The organism is Nonomuraea ferruginea, from assembly GCF_039540635.1.
Taxonomy (GTDB): domain Bacteria; phylum Actinomycetota; class Actinomycetes; order Streptosporangiales; family Streptosporangiaceae; genus Nonomuraea; species Nonomuraea ferruginea.
This window is the reverse complement of sequence record NZ_BAABFD010000002.1, coordinates 540,378-560,091: the sequence shown is the minus strand read 5'-3', so window position 1 is coordinate 560,091 and position 19,714 is coordinate 540,378. Positions and strand designations below refer to the sequence as shown.

Annotated in this window: 15 protein-coding genes; 9 read left to right on the top strand and 6 right to left on the bottom strand. The window is 70.9% G+C overall.

Annotated features, from left to right (window positions below; genetic code table 11):
• Positions 1–16 precede the first annotated feature (16 nt).
• The 4 genes from ABD999_RS05905 (at position 17) to ABD999_RS05890 (ending at position 8,983) form a co-directional block, all read left to right on the top strand.
• The gene (locus ABD999_RS05905; RefSeq protein WP_271279604.1) at positions 17–850 is read left to right on the top strand and encodes a sugar phosphate isomerase/epimerase family protein; all 834 of its coding nucleotides are present in this window, start codon (positions 17–19) and stop codon (positions 848–850) included.
• A 217-nt stretch (positions 851–1,067) separates the two neighbouring features.
• Positions 1,068–4,541 carry a ThuA domain-containing protein gene (locus ABD999_RS05900; RefSeq protein ID WP_271279605.1) on the top strand — a complete coding sequence of 1,158 codons (3,474 nt, stop codon included), beginning with the start codon at positions 1,068–1,070 and terminating at the stop codon, positions 4,539–4,541.
• A gap of 123 nt (positions 4,542–4,664) precedes the next feature.
• The gene (locus ABD999_RS05895; RefSeq protein WP_271279606.1) at positions 4,665–7,451 is read left to right on the top strand and encodes a glycosyl hydrolase family 95 catalytic domain-containing protein; all 2,787 of its coding nucleotides are present in this window, start codon (positions 4,665–4,667) and stop codon (positions 7,449–7,451) included.
• A 230-nt stretch (positions 7,452–7,681) separates the two neighbouring features.
• The gene (locus ABD999_RS05890) at positions 7,682–8,983 is read left to right on the top strand and encodes a TrkH family potassium uptake protein (RefSeq protein WP_271279607.1); all 1,302 of its coding nucleotides are present in this window, start codon (positions 7,682–7,684) and stop codon (positions 8,981–8,983) included.
• Between the two features lie 23 nt (positions 8,984–9,006).
• Here the strand turns inward: ABD999_RS05890 and ABD999_RS05885 are convergent, their stop codons facing one another.
• Genes ABD999_RS05885 through ABD999_RS05875 form a run of 3 tightly spaced genes read right to left on the bottom strand, consistent with a single transcriptional unit; the run spans position 9,007 to position 11,985 of the window.
• Complete coding sequence (locus ABD999_RS05885) at positions 9,007–10,563, bottom strand: ABC transporter permease (protein WP_345482603.1); 1,557 nt, start codon at positions 10,561–10,563, stop codon at positions 9,007–9,009.
• Positions 10,560–11,432, bottom strand: coding sequence for an ABC transporter ATP-binding protein (locus tag ABD999_RS05880; protein ID WP_271280381.1), 873 nt, complete (start codon positions 11,430–11,432; stop codon positions 10,560–10,562). The genes ABD999_RS05885 and ABD999_RS05880 overlap by 4 nt, the downstream gene beginning before the upstream one ends.
• A complete protein-coding gene (locus ABD999_RS05875) occupies positions 11,425–11,985 on the bottom strand; it encodes a TetR/AcrR family transcriptional regulator (RefSeq protein ID WP_378525122.1) in 561 nt (186 codons plus the stop codon). The genes ABD999_RS05880 and ABD999_RS05875 overlap by 8 nt, the downstream gene beginning before the upstream one ends.
• Here ABD999_RS05875 and ABD999_RS05870 point away from each other — a divergent pair.
• Positions 11,932–12,084, top strand: a complete 153-nt coding sequence (locus ABD999_RS05870) for a hypothetical protein (protein ID WP_271280383.1) — start codon at positions 11,932–11,934, stop codon at positions 12,082–12,084. The genes ABD999_RS05875 and ABD999_RS05870 overlap by 54 nt on opposite strands.
• A gap of 30 nt (positions 12,085–12,114) precedes the next feature.
• Here the strand turns inward: ABD999_RS05870 and ABD999_RS05865 are convergent, their stop codons facing one another.
• Positions 12,115–13,473, bottom strand: a complete 1,359-nt coding sequence (locus ABD999_RS05865; protein WP_378525099.1) for a TrkH family potassium uptake protein — start codon at positions 13,471–13,473, stop codon at positions 12,115–12,117.
• 259 nt (positions 13,474–13,732) lie between these two features.
• Between ABD999_RS05865 and ABD999_RS05860 the strand changes: the two genes are divergently transcribed.
• The gene (locus tag ABD999_RS05860; RefSeq protein WP_148032218.1) at positions 13,733–13,999 is read left to right on the top strand and encodes a GlsB/YeaQ/YmgE family stress response membrane protein; all 267 of its coding nucleotides are present in this window, start codon (positions 13,733–13,735) and stop codon (positions 13,997–13,999) included.
• Positions 14,000–14,139: 140 nt separating this feature from the next.
• Here ABD999_RS05860 and ABD999_RS05855 read toward each other — a convergent pair whose 3' ends face one another.
• Complete coding sequence (locus tag ABD999_RS05855) at positions 14,140–14,751, bottom strand: TetR/AcrR family transcriptional regulator (protein ID WP_271280385.1); 612 nt, start codon at positions 14,749–14,751, stop codon at positions 14,140–14,142.
• A 101-nt stretch (positions 14,752–14,852) separates the two neighbouring features.
• Here ABD999_RS05855 and ABD999_RS05850 point away from each other — a divergent pair, with 101 nt between their 5' ends.
• On the top strand, positions 14,853–16,367 hold the full coding sequence (locus tag ABD999_RS05850; RefSeq protein WP_345482601.1) for an FAD-dependent monooxygenase: 1,515 nt from the start codon (positions 14,853–14,855) through the stop codon (positions 16,365–16,367).
• Between the two features lie 109 nt (positions 16,368–16,476).
• Here the strand turns inward: ABD999_RS05850 and ABD999_RS05845 are convergent, their stop codons facing one another.
• Positions 16,477–16,935: a GbsR/MarR family transcriptional regulator gene (locus ABD999_RS05845; protein WP_271278555.1), complete on the bottom strand. Its 459-nt coding sequence runs from the start codon at positions 16,933–16,935 to the stop codon at positions 16,477–16,479.
• A gap of 167 nt (positions 16,936–17,102) precedes the next feature.
• On the opposite strand from ABD999_RS05845, the gene ABD999_RS05840 reads away from it, so the two are divergent.
• Positions 17,103–18,710 (top strand): CocE/NonD family hydrolase, encoded by a 1,608-nt coding sequence (locus ABD999_RS05840; protein ID WP_271278556.1) that lies wholly within the window; start codon positions 17,103–17,105, stop codon positions 18,708–18,710.
• Positions 18,707–19,711: a Rossmann-fold NAD(P)-binding domain-containing protein gene (locus tag ABD999_RS05835; RefSeq protein WP_271278557.1), complete on the top strand. Its 1,005-nt coding sequence runs from the start codon at positions 18,707–18,709 to the stop codon at positions 19,709–19,711. The genes ABD999_RS05840 and ABD999_RS05835 overlap by 4 nt, the downstream gene beginning before the upstream one ends.
• Positions 19,712–19,714: the final 3 nt, after the last annotated feature.

Below are 19,714 nucleotides of genomic sequence, written 5' to 3'. Positions count from 1 at the left end.
GACGAAGAGGGACGCCATGTTCTCCATCGGAGTGAACACCTGGGTCTGGGTCTCCCCGCTGACCGACGACGAACTGGCGCGGCTCGCGCCCCGCATCGCCCGGTGGGGCTTCGACGTCATCGAGCTGCCCGTCGAGCGGCCCGGCGACTGGAACCCGGACAAGGCCGCGGTTGTGCTGGCCGAGCACGGGCTGGCCGCGTCCGTGGTGCTCGTCATGCCGCCGGGGCGCGAGCTCGTGGCCGCGTCCCCGGGGACCGTCCGCGACACCCAGGACTATCTGCGGCACTGCGTCGACGTGGCCGTGACCGTCGGCTCCCCGGTGATCGGGGGGCCGGCGTACGCCTCGGTCGGCCGTACGTGGCGGCTCTCGCCGGACGAACGCCGAGGGGTCTACGCCGAGTTGCGCGAGCATCTGCGGCCTGTCCTGGACCATGCGGCCGAGCGCGGGGTGAAGCTCGCCGTCGAGCCGCTCAACAGGTACGAGACCAGCCTCGTCAACACGGTCGAGCAGGCGCTCGAGGCGCTGCCCGAGGACTGCCACCTGGCGCTCGACGTCTACCACATGAACATCGAGGAGAAGGATCCCGCCCAGGCGGTGCGGCTGGCGGCGGATCGCATCGCGCACGTGCAGGTGTGCGGCACCGATCGCGGCACGCCGGGAGCCGACCGCTTCGACTGGCCGGGCTTCTCCCGGGCCCTGCGCGACACCGGCTATCGGGGGCCGCTCGTCATCGAGTCGTTCACCGCGCACAACCGGACCATCGCCACCGCGGCCTCCGTCTGGCGGCCCCTCGCGGAGAGCCAGGACAGGCTGGCCGTGGACGGCCTCGCCTACCTTCGGACCCTGTGATTGAAAGTTTCATACTTATCCTGCTGAGTGGAAGCGGGTGCGGTAGCGACCTTCGGCGCGTTGACCTGCTGTTATCGATGGGCACTCGCCGGATAGGTGGACAGGGCCGGTTTCCCAACTCTGAATAAGCAGGCTTAATGGGTCTGTGGCGAGGCGAGACGCCTCACGTCCTCCCTCCGACTCCGACCCGTTGCCGGCACCCCCCAGGAGATCCTTCATGCGAAGATCACGCCTGTTCCCCGCCTTGGTCGCAGCCCTGTCAGGGCTGTTGATGTCCTTGTCGCCGCAGGTGGCGCAGGCGGCCGCGCCGTTCAGGGTGCTGCTGTTCACCGAGACGGCGAGCGGCGCCTACCGGCACGACTCCATCCCCGCGGGTGTCGCGATGTTCCAGCAGCTGGCGGCCGACCACGACTTCCAGCTCGACCACAGCGAGAACTCCGCCGTCTTCACGCCCGCGACCCTGAACACCTACGACGCGGTGATCATGCTCCAGACCAGCGGCATGGTGTGGGACAACGACGCCCAGCGTCAGGCCTTCCAGGCCTACGTGCGCGCCGGCCACGGCGTCGTCGCGATCCACAACGCCACCGACATGAACATCGAGACGCAGTTCCCCTGGTGGGACCAGGTCGTCCTGGCGGGCGCCCACATGACCGCGCACTCGTCGATCCTCCAGGGCACCGCCAAGGTGGCCGACAAGGCCCACCCCTCCACGGCCGGGCTGCCCGACCGGTGGGTGCGGGCGGAGGAGTGGTACAACTTCGACAAGAACATGCGGGGCTCGGTGCACGTGCTGGTGACCGCGGACGAGACCACGTATGACGCGGGGCCGAGCAAGATGGGCGTCGACCACCCGATCTCCTGGTGTCACAACCCGGAGGGCGGCCGGGTGTGGGCCACCGCGATGGGCCACCAGGCCTCCTCCTACGCGGAGCCCCTGTTCCGGCAGCACCTGCTGGGCGGCGTGCGGTGGGCGGCGGGCGAGGCGCCGGGTGACTGCGGCGGCACGGTCGCGGCCCGGTTCCAGAAGGTGACCCTCGACGGCGCACCGGACCAGCCGATGGAGCTCGACGTGGCCGCCGACGGCAGGGTCTTCTACATCTCGCGCTCCGGCAAGGTGAACATGATCCCCGCCAACGGCGGGGGCACGCGCGTCATCGGCACCCTGCCGGTGTACGACGGCGGCGAGGACGGCGGCATCGGGCTGGCGCTGGATCCGAGCTTCGCCACCAACGGCTGGATCTACGTCAACTACTCGCCGTTGAACGGCGGTGAGGTGAACCGGGTGTCGAGGTTCACCTTCAACGGGACCAGCCTCGACCTGGCCAGCGAGAAGAAGATCATCGAGGTTCCGGCGTACCGCAACGTCGACGAGCCCGGCCACACGGGCGGCTACCTCGCGTTCGGGCCGGGCGGGAACCTGTACATCGGCCCGGGTGACGACACCAATCCCAACGGGTCCAGCGGGTACGCCCCGATCGACGAGCGGCCCGGCCGGGAGCACTACGACGCTCAGCGGTCCTCCGCCAACACCAACGACCTGCGCGGCAAGATCCTGCGCATCCACCCCGAGCCCGGCGGCACCTACACGATCCCGTCCGGCAACCTGTTCGCGCCCGGCACCGCCAAGACCCGGCCGGAGATCTACGCGATGGGCTTCCGCAACCCGTTCCGCTTCTCGGTCGACAAGGTGACGGGCTGGATCTCGGTGGGCGACTACGGACCGGACGCGGGCGCCGCGAACCCCGGCCGCGGTCCCGAGGGCACCGTCGAGTGGAACCTGATCAAGCAGCCCGGCTTCTACGGCTGGCCGTACTGCGTCGGCGACAACCTCCCGTTCAACGACTACAACTTCGCCACCAACACCTCCGGCCCGAAGTTCACCTGCTCGGCACCGGTCAACGACTCGCCCAACAACACCGGCCTGACCAACCTGCCCGCGGCCAAGCCCGCGACCGTGTGGTACGACTACCACGCCTCGGCCCAGTTCCCCGAGATCAACTGCTGCGGCGGCGCCGCCCCGATGGGCGGCCCGTTCTACCGCCATGACCCGGCCAGCGGTTCGGACCGGAAGTTCCCCGCGTACTTCGACGGCACGCCGTTCTTCTACGAATGGAGCCGCAACTTCGTCAAGGAGTTCCGCCTCGACTCCTCGGGCAACCTCCTGAAGATCAACCCGTTCGTGGCGCAGATCGCCCCGCGCGCGCCGATCGACATGAAGTTCGGGCCGGACGGCGCCCTGTACATGGCCGACTGGGGCAACGGCTTCGGCCACGCGAACACCGATGACAGCATCTACCGGGTCGACTACGTGGCCGGGAACCGCGCGCCCCTGGCCAAGGCGAGCGCCGACCCCGACTCGGGCACGGCACCGCTGGTGGTGGCGTTCTCCTCGGCCGGCTCAACCGACCCCGACGGCGACCCGATCACCTACGCGTGGGACTTCGGCGACGGCGGGACCTCCACCGGCGCCAACCCCTCTCACACCTACACCGCCAACGGCACCTTCACGGCCAGGCTGACCGTACGGGACTCCGGCGGGAAGACGGGCAGCGTCACGGTGCCCATCGTCGTCGGCAACACCCGTCCCGGGGTGACCTTCTCGGCCCCGCCCGACGGCGGGTTCATCGACTTCGGCGACCAGGTGGACTACACGGTGAACGTCACCGACGCCGAGGACGGCGCCGCCGACTGCACCAAGGTCAACGTGATCACGGCGCTCGGCCATGACCAGCACGCCCACGACACCGGCCAGTACACCGGTTGCTCCGGAACGGTCACGACCACCGCCTCCGGCCATGACGAGGCCTCCAACGTCTACTACGTCCTGTCCGCCGACTACACCGACAGCGGCGGCCTGAAGGGATCCGCCGGCCTCACCCTGCAACCGAAACACAAGCAGGCCGAGCACTTCACCGGCTCGTCCGGCATCCGCGTCATCGACGAGTCCGGAGCCGAAGGCGGCAGGCGCATCGGCGACATCTCCAACAACGACTGGATCTCCTTCAGCCCGATCAACCTGTCCGGGATCGACACGGTGTCCTTCCGCGTCTCGGCGCCGTCCAGCACCGGCGCGTCCATCGAACTGCGCGCCGACTCGCCGACCGGGGCCCTCCTCGCCTCCAGCCCCGTGCCGGCGACCGGGGGATGGAACACCTACGTGTCGCTGTCCCCGGTGCGGGTCACCGACCCCGGTGGCACCCGCAATGTCCACGTGGTGTTCAAGGCGCCGTCCGCGAACGCGTTCGACCTGGACTCCGTCACCTTCAACGGCACGGGCGTCGGGCAGGGCGACGGCCCGCCCCCGGGCGGCACGAGCGCGCTGCGGGGCGTGGCGTCGAACCGGTGCCTGGACGTCAACGGCGCTTCCCAGGCGAACGGCGCCCTGGCGCAGCTCTGGGACTGCAACGGCCAGGCGAACCAGCAGTGGACCGCCACCAGTGCGGGTGAGCTGCGGGTGTACGGCGGCAAGTGCCTGGACGTGAACGGGGCCGGGACGGCCGACGGGACCGCGGTGATCATCTGGGACTGCAACGGCCAGAACAACCAGAAGTGGCGCCTCAACGCCGACGGCAGCATCACCGCGGTCGGCGCGAACAAATGCCTGGACGTCAACGGCACCGCCAACGGCACCAGGGCACGCATCTGGACCTGCACCGGCGGCGCCAACCAGAAGTGGACCCGCGTCTGATCTCCGCGCGACACCCGCGTAAGCCGGGGACCGACCACCACTCCGTAGGAAACGGGATGCGAGATGTCTGATCTATCACGAAGGCAAGTCCTCAGATTCGGCGCGGCCGGAGCCGGAGCCTTCATGCTGCCGCCGGCATGGACCGCCGCCGCCCGGGCCGCCTCGGCGCCCCCTCCGGAGGTGAGCGCCGCGAACGATCTGGCCCTCTGGTACGACGAGAGCGCCGGCACGGACTGGCTGCGGGCGCTCCCGATCGGCAACGGCCGCCTGGGCGCCATGGTGTTCGGCAACGTCGACACCGAGCGGTTGCAGCTCAACGAGGACACCGTCTGGGCCGGCGGACCGTACGACCAGAGCAACCCCCGAGGGGCGGCGGCGCTGGGCCAGATCCGGCAACTGGTCTTCCAGAACCAGTGGAGCCAGGCCCAGACGATGATCGACCAGAACATGCGGGGAAACCCGGTGGGACAGCTGGCCTACCAGACCGTCGGTGATCTGCGGCTCGGCCTCGGCAGCGCCTCCGGGGTCGCGGAGTACAACCGTCATCTGGATCTCACCACGGCCACCACCGCCGTGTCCTATCTGCAGAACGGCGTCAGGTACCGGCGCGAGGTGCTCGCGAGCGCGCCCGATCAGGTGATCGCCGTCCGCCTGACCGCCGACAGGCCGGGCTCGATCACGTTCTCCGCGACCTTCGGCAGCCCGCAACGGGCGACGCGCTCCAGCCCGGACGGGACCACGGTCGCGCTCGACGGCATCTCGGGCGACATGGAGGGAGTGGCCGGCTCGGTCCGCTATCTGGCGCTGGCGCGGGCCGTCGCCGAGGGCGGCAGCGTCAGCAGCTCCGGCGGCACCCTGCAGGTCAGGTCCGCCAACAGCGTGACGCTGCTGGTCTCCATCGGCACCAGTTACCGTAACTTCCGCGACGTCGGCGGCGACTACCAGGGCATCGCCCGGCGCCATCTCGACGCCGCCACCGGCAGGACCTACGACGACCTGCGCGGCCGGCACGTCGCCGACTACCAGCGGTTGTTCGGGCGCACCACGCTCGACCTGGGCCGCACCGCGGCAGCCGACCAGCCGACCGACGTGCGGATCGCGCAGCACGCGAACACCGACGACCCGCAGTTCTCCGCGCTGCTGTTCCAGTACGGCCGATATCTGCTGATCTCCTCCTCCCGGCCGGGCACGCAGCCGGCCAACCTCCAGGGCATCTGGAACGACTCGCTCACCCCGGCCTGGGACTCGAAATACACCATCAACGCGAACCTGCCGATGAACTACTGGCCGGCCGACACGACGAACCTGTCCGAGTGCTACGAACCGGTGTTCGCCATGCTCGACGAGCTCGCGGTCAGCGGCGCCCGGACGGCCCGCGTCCAGTACGACGCCGGCGGCTGGGTGACCCATCACAACACCGACGCGTGGCGGGGGACGTCGGTCGTCGACGGCGCGTTCTGGGGCATGTGGCAGACCGGCGGAGCGTGGCTGGCCACCCTCGTCTGGGACCACTACGGTTTCACCGGCGACCTGGAGTTCCTCCGTCGCTACTACCCCGCGATGAAAGGCGCCGCGCAGTTCTTCCTGGAGACCCTCGTACAGGAACCTCAGCTCGGGTATCTGGTCACCAACCCGTCGAACTCTCCCGAACTGGCCCACCACGCGGGCGTCAGCGTCTGCGCCGGCCCCACCATGGACAACCAGATCCTGCGCGACCTGTTCGACGGCTGCGCCCAGGCCTCCCAGACGCTCGGCGTCGACGCCGACTTCCGGGCGCGGGTCCTGGCCGCCCGGGACCGGCTACCGCCGATGAAGATCGGCTCGCGCGGCAACATCCAGGAGTGGCTGTACGACTGGATCGAGACCGAGCCCGCCCACCGGCACATCTCCCACCTCTACGGCCTGCATCCCGGCAACCAGATCACCAAGCGCGGCACCCCGGCGCTGTACAGCGCCGCGCGGCGCACCCTCGAACTCCGCGGGGACGACGGGACCGGCTGGTCCCTGGCCTGGAAGATCAACTACTGGGCGCGGATGGAGGAGGGCGCTCGTGCGCACGCGCTGCTCCGCCTCCTGGTGACGACGGCCCGGCTGGCGCCGAACATGTTCGACCTGCACCCGCCGTTCCAGATCGACGGCAACTTCGGCGCCACGTCCGGCATCGCCGAGATGCTGCTGCAGAGCCACAACGGCGAGCTGCACGTGCTGCCGGCCCTGCCGCCGGCCTGGCCGAACGGCACGGTACGGGGTCTCCGAGGGCGCGGCGGCCACACCGTGGACGCGACCTGGAGCTCCGGCGGGGCCACCGAGATCCTCCTGAGGTTCGACCGTGGCGGGACGGTCAACGTGCGCGCCCGGATCTTCGCCGGGACCTACCAGGTGGTCGACACCACGACCGGCGATGCCGTCAGCGTCGCCAAACCTGAGAACGACGTCATCAGACTGACCGGTCAAGCCGGTCGTACGTACCGCATGACCGGGTCCGGCCCCGCGCCCGCGAGCCACGTGCGGATCACCAACGCGACCACCGGCCTGGTGCTGGACAGCGGCGGGAACGTCGCCTCCGGGTCGAACCTCAAGCAGTGGAACTGGGACGGCAGCACCAACCTGCAGTGGCAGCTCGTGGACCTGGGCGGCGGCTGGTACCGCATCGTCAACCGCACCAACGCCATGGTCATCGACAGCTGGGGCAACACCGCCAACGGCGCCAACGCCCGGCAGGCGGCCTGGAACGGCGGCGCCAACCAGCAGTGGCGACTCAACAGCACGGGCAACGGCCGCCACCAGATCATCAACCGGGGCACCGGCACCGCCCTGGACGGCATGGGCAACAGCACCGCCGGCTCCACCGTCGCCCTGTGGACGCCGAACAGCAGCACCAACAACCAGTGGACGATCATGAGCACCTGACCGTCCATACCCGTCCGTGGCACGGTGCGCGGTTGGCGGCTATGCCGTGCTGCGCTACGGTATGCGCGGAGTGCCGGGAAGCCTGGTCGGCGGCGTCTTCAGCCGTACGACTCCACGGGGGCTCCCTGATGCGTGGCTCATGGCCTGCTGCCCAGCAGCCGGCGAGGGCGGGTAACCGGAAGGCACGGCGCCGGCCCGCGGTGCCGGGCCGCGGCCGGCACCCGGCGGTGATGATCTCGGTGGGATTCGGGACCGCTGTGCTGATCGGCACGCTGCTGCTCGGCCTCCCGCTGGCCACCACCGAGGGCGACTCCTCCCACTGGCTCACCGCGCTGTTCACCGCCACCTCGGCCGTCTGCGTGACCGGCCTGATCGTGGTGGACACCGAAACGCACTGGTCGGTGTTCGGCGAGGTGGTGATCGTCTTTCTCATCCAGGTTGGCGGTCTGGGCATCATGACACTGGCCACGCTGATCATCGTGATGATCTCGGGCCGGATCGGCCTGCGCGCCCGCCTGTCGGCCCAGTTGGAGACCAAATCGGTGGTCGCCGCCGACCTTCGCCGGGTTCTGCGGAAGGTGGTGATGTTCAGCATCGTCTGCGAGGCCGCCGTCGCGGTGGTCCTCACGGTCCGCTTCGTCACCGGATACGGCGAGCCGCTCGGCCGGGCAGCCTACCTGGGCCTCTTTCACTCGGTGTCGGCCTTCAACAATGCCGGCTTCGCCCTGTGGCCCGACAGTCTGATGCGCTTCGTCGCGGATCCGTGGATCTGCCTGCCCGTGGCACTGGCTGTCGTCGTCGGCGGGCTCGGCTACCCCGTGGTCTTCGAACTCCTGCGGACCTGGCGGCATCCGGGCCGCTGGTCGATCCTGACCCGGGTCACCGTCGGCTTGAGCGTGGTCCTCCTCGGCGGCGGTACGTTGACGTTCCTGGCGATCGAGTGGCACAACCCCGCCACGATGGGCCCGCTGGATGATTCCGGCAAGCTGCTGGCGGCCTTCTTCGCCGCCGTCATGCCACGCTCCGGGGGCTTCAACTCCATCGACATCGGCCAGATGAACCCCTCCTCCTGGCTGCTCACCGACGTGCTGATGTTCATCGGCGGCGGCAGCGCCGGCACCGCGGGCGGGATCAAGGTCACCACGTTCGGGTTCCTGGTGTTCGCCATCTGGTCGGAGCTGCGCGGCGAGCACCAGGTCAACATCGGCCACCGCCGCCTGCCGTCCACCACCCAGCGTCAGGCGCTGTCCATCAGCTTGATCGGCGCCATCCTGGTCACGTTCTCCACCTGGCTCATGCTGATGATCTCTCCGCACAGTCTCGACCAGGTGCTGTTCGAGGTGATCTCGGCCTTCTCCACCAACGGCCTGTCCACCGGCATCACCGCCGACACCACGCTGGCCGGGCATGTGCTGCTCAGCGTGCTGATGTTCGTCGGGCGCATCGGCCCGCTGACGCTGGGCTCCGCGCTCGCCCTGAAGCAGCGCACTCGTCGTTACGAGCTGCCGGAGGAGAAGGTGATCGTCGGCTGACACCGGCACCGGTCACAGCAGGTTCACAGGGTCAGATCGCGGCGGCGGAGCCCGTACAGACCCACCGCGGCCAAGCCTGCCGCCACGACGGTGAGCCCGGCCAGCGTGCCCGGTCCGGGGCTGGCCAGCGTGGAGTAATGGACGTGGGCGAACGGGGAGATCATGAAGAGCGAGTCGTTCACCAGGCCGACCTCCCAGGCGACTTCGAGGGCGATGGTCAGGACCAGGGCGGTCCACCCCACGACCGCTCCGGCCCGCCGGAACAGCCCGAACGCCGCCACGGCGATCCCGGCCATCACCCAGATGCCGGGCAGGATGACCGTGGTGAGGGCCAACCCGCCGGCGAAGTCGCCGCTGCCGAGGCCCAGCCCGAGGCCGGCGATCACCAGCATGGCGACGGGGACCGTCACCGCGAACAGGAGATGGGCAGCCGCCCACCGGGTCCGGCTCACCGGGCCGGACAGGAAAAGCTCGGTGGCCTCGTCGCCGCGCAGGCGCAGCACCGTCATGATCGCGTACAGGGAGACGGAGAACACCGCCAGCTCGTACACGACGAGCTTGAAGAAGATCCGCGCGGGATCGTCCTCTCCCGTGCGCCCGGCCCAGTAGTCCAGCGCTCCGCTCTGACCGAACGTCTCGACGGCGGTCTGCCCGCCGAGCCCGAGCCCCGCGCCGATGAAGGCGGCGCCCACGATCCACACCAGTGCCGCCCCCCGGTGCGTCCGCCAGGCCAGCCCGAGCGGTCCGCGCAGGCCGGCCGGCGCGCGGGCGGGGCCGAGGCGGGGCGGCAGGAGGCCGGCGCCGAGGTCGCGGCGGGCCGACAGCGCGTAGGCCGCCCACGCCATGGCCGCGACGAACGCCGCGACCAGCGCGAACACCCACCACTGCTCGCCGCCGAAGGCGCGCGCCCGCAGGAACCAGCCGTTCGGTACGAGCCAGCCCAGCCATTCCATCCCGGGGCCGCCCAGGTCGCTGACGCCCCGGAGGAGGTAAGCCGCGAAGAACACGGTGAAGGCCGCGGCTCCGGCCACGCGGGCGCTCTGGGTGAGCTGCACGGTCACCGCGGCCAGCGCGGCCCCGACCCAGCCACCCGACGCGGCGGTCAGGCCCCAGGCGAGGGAGCCGGCCGGAGGGAGCCCGGCGCTCACGCCGACCACCGCGATCAGTGCGGCGAGCACCAGGTTCGCGCCCAGCACGACGGTGAGGGCGGCGGTCAGCGGGGCGCGCCGTCCCACGGCGGCCGAGCCGACGAGCTCCCGCCGCCCTTGCTCCTCGTCGGAGCGGGTGTGCTTGACCAGGAGGACGATGCTGGCCAGGGCGGCGAAGATGGTGGTGGCGGCGGCCCGCTGCTGGGCGGCGGCGGCGCCCACGCTGTCGCCGTACGCGGGTCCCTGCAGCAGGAGGATCACGGGGTTCCGCGCGATCTCCTCGACGTAGTGCAGGACCGCGTCCCGGGTGGGGAGCAGTTGCCGGATGGTGGTCACCGTGGTGGCGACGAAGAGGGCGACGGACAGGATCCACAGCGGCTGCCAGACGCGGTCGCGACGCAGGATCAGCCGGATCAGCGCTGTCGTGTTCATCGGTAGTGCCTCATGAACAGCTCTTCGAGAGTGGGCGGCTGGGCGGTGATGTCGCGCACGCCGTACTGCGCCAGGTGGGCCAGCACGTCGCCGATGTGGTCGGTGTCGGCCTGGAAACGCACCCGGCCGCCGTCCGTGCTCAGGTCGTGGACATGGGGGAGCCCGCCGGCCGGGACCCTGGCGAGTTCGGCCGTGACGGAGACGCGTGTGAGATGGCGCAGCTGCGCGAGGGTGCCGGCCTCCACGATGCGGCCGTCGCGGATGATGCTCACCCGGTCGCAGAGCGCCTCGACCTCGGCGAGGATGTGGCTGGAGAGCAGGACCGTGCGGCCCTTGCGCCGTTCTTCCGCGACGACCTCGCGGAAGATCGCCTCCATCAGCGGATCGAGGCCGGAGGTCGGCTCGTCCAGCAGGAGCAGCTCCACCTCGGAGGCGAGCGCGGCGATCAGCGCGACCTTCTGCCGGTTGCCCTTGGAGTAGGTCCGGGCCTTCTTACGGGGATCCAGGGCGAAACGTTCGATCAGCTCGTCGCGCCGCTTGGCGTCGGCGCGGCCGCGCAGCCGGCCGAGCAGGTCGATCACCTCGCCGCCGGACAGGCTCGGCCAGAGGGTGACGTCGCCGGGGACGTAGGCGAGCCGCCGGTGCAGCTCGACGGCGTCGGCCCAGGGGTCGCCGCCGAGCAGCCGGACCTGGCCGCCGTCCTTGCGCAGCAGGCCGAGGAGGATGCGCAGGGTCGTGGTCTTGCCGGCGCCGTTGGGGCCGAGGAAGCCGTGCACCTCTCCTTCCCGCACGGTCATGTCCAGGCCGTCCAGCGCGCGGACCCGGCCGAACTCCTTGGTCAGCCCGTGGATCTCGATCACGTCAGTCACGGGGGTGCTCCTTCATGTGGTGATCGGTGACGGCCTGGCGGACCTGGTCTCCGGGTCCCGAGGTGATCCACTGCCCCAGGTGCGCGTAGACGTCGGCCATGGCGATGCCGAGCCGGGGCAGATTCGTCCTGCTCAGCGTGTCGACGCCCATCCGACGGGACAGGTGCGCGTGGAGCACGATCGTGCTGAGGTGCATCGCCGCCATCACGGCGGCGCGTTCGCGCACCTTGGACTCGTGCGGGGGGAAGTCGTCCGGCCAGTTCTCCATGAGGAACCGCTCGGCGGCGTCGGCGCCTTCGTCGAACAACACCGCCGCCACGCCCCAGCCCTCGGCCAGGGCCCGGGCGAGGTAGCGGACGCTGAGCTCGTTGGCCTCGTACATGCCCTGGATGACGTCGGGGGTGACCTCGACGCCGTCCTGGACCTGGCCCGCGGCGCCCATCATGGCGGCACGGACGTGCGCGTCGCAGGCCTCCCGCAGCCCTTCTTTGGAGCCGAAATGATGCTGCACCAGGCCGACCGAGACACCGGCGGCATCGGCGACGGCCTTCAGCGTCGCCCCCTTGAAACCGCGCTCGGCGAACTCCGCCAGAGCCGCGTCGCGGATCCGCGCGCGAGCGGTCAGATCCTCGGGCGGTCGATCATAGGCTGAACATGTCCTGAAGCCGGCGGGCCGATCTGGTCAGCCGATGATCATCCTTTCCTCCGGCAGTTCGTAGCGGCGTGTGCGTTCCTTCAGCGCCAGCGCGGAGCCGAGCGTCACCGGGCCGATGCGGCCGACGAACATGAGCACGGTCAGCAGCAGGTGCCCGGCGGGTGTGACGGCAGCGGTGATGCCGGTGGACAGCCCGACCGTGCCGAACGCGGAGACGACCTCGAACAGCACCTGATCCAGGGTGTGCGGGGTGAGCACGAGCAGCACGTAGGTGGACACGGCGACCAGGCCCATGCTCATCGCGGCGATGGTGATCGCCTGGCGTTGCGTCGCCGACGTCAGCTGCCGGTGGCCGATGGTGACCCGCGGCTCGCCGCGCATCTCGGCCCAGACGACGAACGCCAGCACGCCGAAGGTGGTGACCTTGATGCCGCCGGCCGTGCCGGCGGTGCCTCCGCCGATGAACATCAGCACGTCGGTGACCAGCAAGCTGGAGGGGGTCATGGAAGCGATGTCGAGACTGTTGAAGCCGGCGGTACGAGGCATCACGGCGGTGAAGAAGCCGGCCAGCACCTTGTCGTCATCGCTCAACGCCCCCAGCGTCCTGGGGTTGCTCCACTCGGCGGCCAGGAAGACCAGGGTGCCGATCAGGAGCAGGATGACGGTCATGCCGACGGTGATGCGGGTCAGAAGCGACCACCGGCCGGGGTGCCGCCACGAGCGGCGCAGCTCGAACAGCACCGGGAAGCCGAGCCCGCCCACGACGACCGCGGCGGCGATGGTCAGGCAGATCCACGGATCGGTGGCGAAGCGGGTCAGACTGTCCGGCCACAGCGCGAATCCGGCGTTGTTGAAGGCCGACACGGCGTGGAAGACGCCCAGGTAGAGCGCCCGGCCGAACGGCTCGCCGTACCCGAGAAGAAACCGCAGGGTGAGGATGACGGCGACGACCGCCTCACTGAACAGGCTGAACAGCACCACGTTCCGCACGATGCGCCGCAGATCGCCGGCGGTGAGTGACTTGGTCTCGGCCTGGGCGAACAGCCGGGCGCGCAGCCCCAGCCGCCCGGAGATCAACAGGGTGAACACGGTGGCCAGGGTCATGATGCCCAGACCGCCCACCTGGATCAGCAGGGCGATCACCGCCTCGCCGAACGCCGACCAATGTCCGCCCGTGTCGACGATCACCAGGCCGGTCACGCACACCGCCGAGGTCGCGGTGAACAGCGCAGTGATCCAGTCGGTGGGTTCCGCCGAGGCGCTGGCCAGGGGAGAGGACAACAGTACGGTGCCGACGAGCACCGCGGCCGCGAAACCAGTCGTGATCACCTGTGCCGGGTGCTGGAACCGGCCCAGCAGAGCCGCGACCGGTCCGCCGCGCCTCACCACGTTTCCCGGCGCAGGTAGCGGACCGTCCCGGATTTCCTCTCCCGTTTCGTGGTCATCACGTTCACCGCTCCAGACTTCACCTTGAGAACAGCGGAATCACGTCGAACGCTGAGGAAGGCTCGGCCCGCGTTCGTCGTGTCGCTGTGTACCTGGCCTCTATGGCGGCGATCGGGTTCGGTTCCGGACGCCAGGGGCATACCGACCAACGGAATCCCCACATCGCCGCTCCCCGACAAGCGGTGCAGGAAGGACCTTCATGATCGGCTTTATTGTCGCAGGGCTCATCATCGGCGCTCTCGCGCGGCTCATCAAGCCGGGCAAGCAGAACCTCGGCCTGCTGGCGACCCTGCTGCTGGGCCTGGTGGGCTCGTTGATCGGCGGCACCGTGGCCAGCCTGCTCGGCACCGGCGACATCTTCGAGCTCAATGTGCTCGGTTTCGTCGTGGCTGTGATCGCCGCGGTGGCCTTGGTAGGCACCGCGGAGGCCATCGTCGGCTCAAGGCGCCGGCGAGAGGTGCGATGATCGCAGCAGGCTCTCCGCCGCGTTCGGCGATCGCGCATGCGTTGCCTCGTCGACCGCCGTCGTGCGCGGAGCTTCTTCGACCGGTCTGTACGAGCGCGGCCATGATGCCGTAGCGCCGGCCCGATCGACCCGTGGCCGGCTCAGCCGCGGCAGGCGGTCAGCGCGGCCAGGATGACCTCCACCAGCCGCGCCAGGACACCGGGATCCAGCGGCTCCGAGGGCTGCCACGGCGTCCGCGGGCGCAGGTAGGCCAGGCCGATCAGGCAGTCGGTGGCCAGGTCGAGATCGAGGTCGGCGGGCAGCTCGCCGCGGTCGACGGCGCGCTGCAGCAGCTCTGTGGCGGCGGCGCGGCGGGGCAGCTCGGCCGTGGTGTGCATGGCCGTCGCCAGTCGCGGGTTGCGGGTCGCCTCGGCGGTCAGGTCGGTGAGGATCCGCATGGCGCGGTCGTCGGCGCGCAGCGCCGAGGTGTGGCGGACGAAGCCGGCGACGTCCTCGTGCAGGGTGCCCGTGTCGGGAAGGGGCACGGCCTGGTCGGCGAGTTCGGTGAGAAGGTCCAGCACCAGGGGCTCCTTGGAAGACCAGCGCCGGTAGATGGCCGCCTTGCCGACGCCGGCCCGGCGGGCGACGGCGTCCATGGACATGCGGGCGTATCCGTGGTCGGTCAGCTCGGCCAGGGCGGCCTCGATGATCGCGCCGGTGACCTCTTGGCGCAGGACGGCCGCGCCGGCGGGCCTGCGGCTGGAGTCGGACATGCGCGACATTCTCCCATGAGACGGAACGGTTGCGTTCCATTGTAGGCGGGCCGTACCGTGGAAGGGCCGGAACGGAATCGTTCCGTTCTAAGGGAGATGTCATGAACGAATCCACGGATGTCCTGGTCGTCGGCGCCGGGCCGGCCGGGCTGGCGCTGGCCTGCGGCCTGCTGCTGCACGGCGTGCGGGTGCGCGTGGTGGACCAGGCGGCGGGGCCGGCGACCACGTCGCGGGCCAACCTCCTGCACGCCAGGGGCGTCGAGGTGCTCGACCGGCTGGGCGCGCTCGGTGATCTGCCCGAACGCTCGGCCCAGGGGTTGGTGCTCACCACCTACATCGGGGGCCGGCCGGTGATGCGGATCCGCTTCGGCGACCCGATCCTCGGCACTCCCCGGCCCGCGCTGGTGCTGCCCCAGACCGAGATCGAGGCCGCGCTCCGCCGCAGGTTCGCCGAGCTGGGCGGCGGCGTGGAATGGGGGACCGGACTGGTCGACGCACGCCAGGACGGGGACGGCGTGACGGCCGTGCTCGGCGGCGGGCGGACCGTACGCGCGAGCTGGCTGGCCGGCTGCGACGGCGTGCACAGCACGGTACGCAAGCTGGCCGGCATCGGATTTCCCGGCGCGCCCCTGACCGACCAGTGGCTGCTGGCCGACGGTCACGCCGGCTTCGGCCTCGGCCGCGAGGGCGGGCACGGCTGGGCTCATCCCGACGGGCCGCTGTTCGTCATGCCGATGCCCTCGCCCGGCGGCACGGGCGACGACCTGTGGCGGCTGATGGCCTACCTGCCGGGCGCCACCGACGAGAAGCTGGACGAGGCCGAGATCCTGGAGGCGTTCCGGCGCGTCGTGGGCGAGCGCGCGGGGCTCGCGGGTGAACAGCTCAAGGACCTCGTCTGGGCCTCGATGTTCCGCGTCCACCGGCGGCTGGCGACCGGCTACCGGCAAGGGCGCGTCCTGCTGGCCGGTGACGCGGCCCACATCCACAGCCCGATGGGCGGCCAGGGCATGGTCACCGGGATGGGCGACGCCGAGAACCTCGCCTGGAAGCTCGCGCTGGTCGTCCACGGCCGCGCCAGCCACCGGCTGCTGGACACCTACCAGGCCGAGCGCCGCCCGCTCGCCGCCGAGGTGCTCCGCTCCACCAGCGCGACCGCCCGGTTGCAGATCGGCGACAGCCCGCTGCTGCGTCTGCTGATCAGGTGGGTGCTGGTGCCTCTGTTCAACCGGCCGGCGGTGCAGCGCCGGGGAACCATGGCCGCCTCCCAGCTCGGGGTGACCTACCGTCGCGGCCCGCTGGCCGGTCGCGGATCGCGGCTGGGACGCCGGCCGCGGCCGGGTGACCGGGTCGCCGATCTCGCGTGCGCCGGCACGCGGCTGCACGCCGAGCTGGGCGGACGCTGGGCCCTGCTGGCCACCGGCCCGGGCGCGCGGCTCTGCGAGCCGCAGGTGAGCGCCGCGCTGGGTGACCGCGTCGTCACTCTCACGCCGGACGGCTGGCGCGATGACGAGGTGTGGCTGGTGCGCCCGGACGCCCACCTGGCCTGGCGCGGCCGTCCCGGCTCGGACGGCCTCGGACGCTGGCTGCGGCGCGCGTCGATACACCCCGAGCCATAGGTCGTCGCCGTGGTGCCGCCGAAGACATCGCGCGGTTGTCGCGGATCGTGGCGAGGCGTTCCTGGCGGCAGGCCGAGGCCGGGCGCTCGCGCCGGCCGGCGGGCTTGGGTCAGGCGCCCTGCTGGTGCCAGCGGTGCAGCAGGGCGGGGAGCTCGCCGAGCAGGAACGCGTAGAAGTCGCGCATCTGGGTCAGGCGCTGATGGGCGGGATTGCCGCTTTCGGTGGCGGCGATCCCGGCGGCCGCGGCCTGGAGCATGGCCTGAATGACGGTGTTCTGGCTGGTGAACAGGGTCGCCCAGGCGTCGTCGCGGAGCCGGTAGTGCTCGCGGCGGCTGCCCGGCGCGGGCAGGCGTTCGATCAGGCCGACCGTCAGCAGGGATTTGATCGCGCCGGAGACCGAGCCCGCGCTGGCCTCCAGCCGGTCGGCGATCTCGCCGGCGGTGACGCTTTCCTGGTCGGTGAACAGGAAGACCGCGAGGGTGCGCGCGGACATGCGTTGCATCCCGCCTTCGATCAGGGTCAGGGCCAGCCGTTCGGCCGCCTGCCACTGCTCATGCCTGTCGTTCACGTGTGCCTCCTTGCGGAAGCAGGATATCGAACACACCATGTCTTCAGAAATTTCTGAAAAGTCGGTATAGTGTTGGCATCGGCCTCCGCGGGAGGTTCGATGGTGTGCCGGGAAGCCTGGTCGGCGATGTGACATCCAGTTCAACGTCGATAGGGAGTTGACCGGCTATGACCCTGCTCAGTCGTGTGTACGGCGTGCGGCCCGCCCTGCGTCACCGGGTGCGGGTGCGGCGGAACGTGGAGATCCCGGCCGCCGACGGTGTGCGGCTGCTCGCCACGCACTACTATCCGGCCGGTCAGCGCCAGGCTCCCTTGGTGCTGCTGCGCGGCCCGTACGGCCGCGGCAACGTCCTGGACCGGCTTCCTGCGCTGCTGGCCGAGCGCGGTTACCAGGTGCTGTTCCAGAGCCTGCGCGGCACGGCCGGATCCGGCGGCCGCTTCGACGGCTTCGTCATCGATCCGGCCGACGGCGACGGCACGCTGAGCTGGCTGCGCGCCCAGCCGTGGTTCGGCGGCCAACTGGCCACCTGGGGCGCCAGCTACCTCGGCTTCACGCAGTGGGAACTGGCCGCCCGCGACATCCCGGAGTGGAAGATCGCGCTCATCCAGGACGCGCCGTCGTCGCTGGCCGAAGGCTTCATGTACCCCGGCGGGGCCTTCGCGACCGGGAACGCGCTGGGCTGGGTGCAGCTGGTGGAGCGGATGTTCACCGGCGGCATCGCCCGCCAGATGGCCGGCATGGTGGGCGCCGCCCGGCGGCTGTCGAGGGCCACGCTCGCCCTCCCGTTGCAGGAGGCCGACCAGGCCCTGACCGGTCACCCCGCGCCATGGTTCCGGGACTGGGTCCGGCACGAGGCGAGCCAGGACTACTGGGCGAGCACCGACCACCGCGCCAACACCCCGCGCATGCCGCCGGTGGTGCACTTGCAGGGCGGCTGGCACGACTGCTTCCTGCCGGGGATGCTTGCGGACTACGCCGCCCTGGTGGCCGCCGGGCGCCAGGTGCGGCTCCTGGTCGGCCCATGGGGGCACGGCCGCGGGCTCTACACGCGCCAGGGGCTGGCCGACGCGCTGGCCTCGCTGGACGCCGTGCTGCTCGGACGGCAGGCGCCCACCGGTGTACGCCTGTTCGTCACCGGGGCGGACCACTGGCGGGACATGGCCGCGTGGCCGCCCCCGCACGAGCCGACCCCCTGGTTCCTGCATCCAGCCGGCGGGCTCAGCCGTACCCCGCACGAAGGTCAGGTCGCACCCAGCCGCTACCGCTACGACCCCGCCGACCCGACCCCGACCGTCGGCGGCACGCAGGCGGGCATGTCGGTCGGGACGCAGGACAACCGCGCCGTCGAGGCCAGAGCCGACGTGCTGACCTTCACGACCGCGCCCCTGCCCGACCACGTCGAGGCGATCGGCCCGGTCCGCGTGCGGTTGCACGCGCGCTCGGCCAACCCGAACGTCGACTACTTCGCCCGCCTGTGTGACGTGGACGAGCGCGGCCGGTCGATGAACGTGTGCGACGGGATCGTGCGCCTGCGCGAGCCGGGCGACATCCGTACGGTCGAGGTCACCCTGTGGCCGATGGCCCACCGGTTCAAGCGCGGCCATCGCATCCGGCTGCAGGTCTCCAGCGGCGCACACCCGCGCTTCGGCCGGAACCCCGGCACCGGCGAGCCGCTCGCGACCGGGACGGGCCTGCGCGCGTCCGAGCACGAGATCTTCCACGACCACCTGCGCCCATCAGCCCTTTTCCTGCCCCTCACCCCAGGAGCGTCGTGAAACTGCTTGTTCTCGGCGGCACCCACCACGTGGGCCGCGCCGTCGTGGAGACGGCACTGGAGCGCGGTGACGATGTGAGCACGCTCAACCGCGGTCTCAGCCGTGACCCCGCGCCCGGCGTGCGGGCGCTGCTCGCCGACCGCACCGACCCCGAGGCTGTCCGGCGGGCGCTGGGCGGCCAGGAGTGGGACGCGGTCATCGACACCTGGGCCTGGGCGCCCAGAGTGGTGCGCGACGCCGCCCGCCTGCTGTCCGGCAGAGCAGGGCACTACGGTTACGTCTCCAGTCGCGGCGTGCACCGCTGGCCCTGGCCCGCGGGCGCCGACGAGCAGGCGCCCCTGGTCGACGGCGACCCCGCCGGCACCGACGATGCCGACTACGCCGCGGCCAAGCGCGGCGGCGAACTCGCCGTCCTCGAATCCTTCCCCGAGACGGCGCTGCTGGCCAGAGCCGGGATGATCCTCGGCCCGTACGAGGACGTCGGCCGCATCCCGTGGTGGCTGCGCCGCCTGGAGAAGGGCGGCAAGGTCCTCGCGCCCGCCCCCGCCCGGACGCCCCTGCAGTACATCGACGTCCGGGACCTGGCCACCTGGCTGCTCCAGTCCGCCGAACGCGGCCTGAGCGGCGCCTTCACCGCGACCGGCCCGCCAGGCGCGATCACCCTCGGCGACCTGCTCACCACGGCCCTGGACGTCACCGGGTTCGACACCGAGCTGGTGTGGGCGGAGCCGGACCTGCTCCTGCGGCACGGCCTGCCGCTCGGCATGGAGTTCGGGCTACGGCTGCCCGACGGCAGCGTGCCGAGCGGCATGCACGACGCCGACGTCAGCGCTGCCCTGGCCGAAGGTCTCACCACCCGCCCGCTGCGCGAGACCCTCGCCGACACCTGGACCTGGCTGCGGGCCGAAGGCGATCCGACCCCCCGCGCGGACGCCCCTTCTCCCGGCACCTGGCTGGACGCCACCGCCGAACAGCGGCTACTCGACCATCTCGCCTCCTGAGGA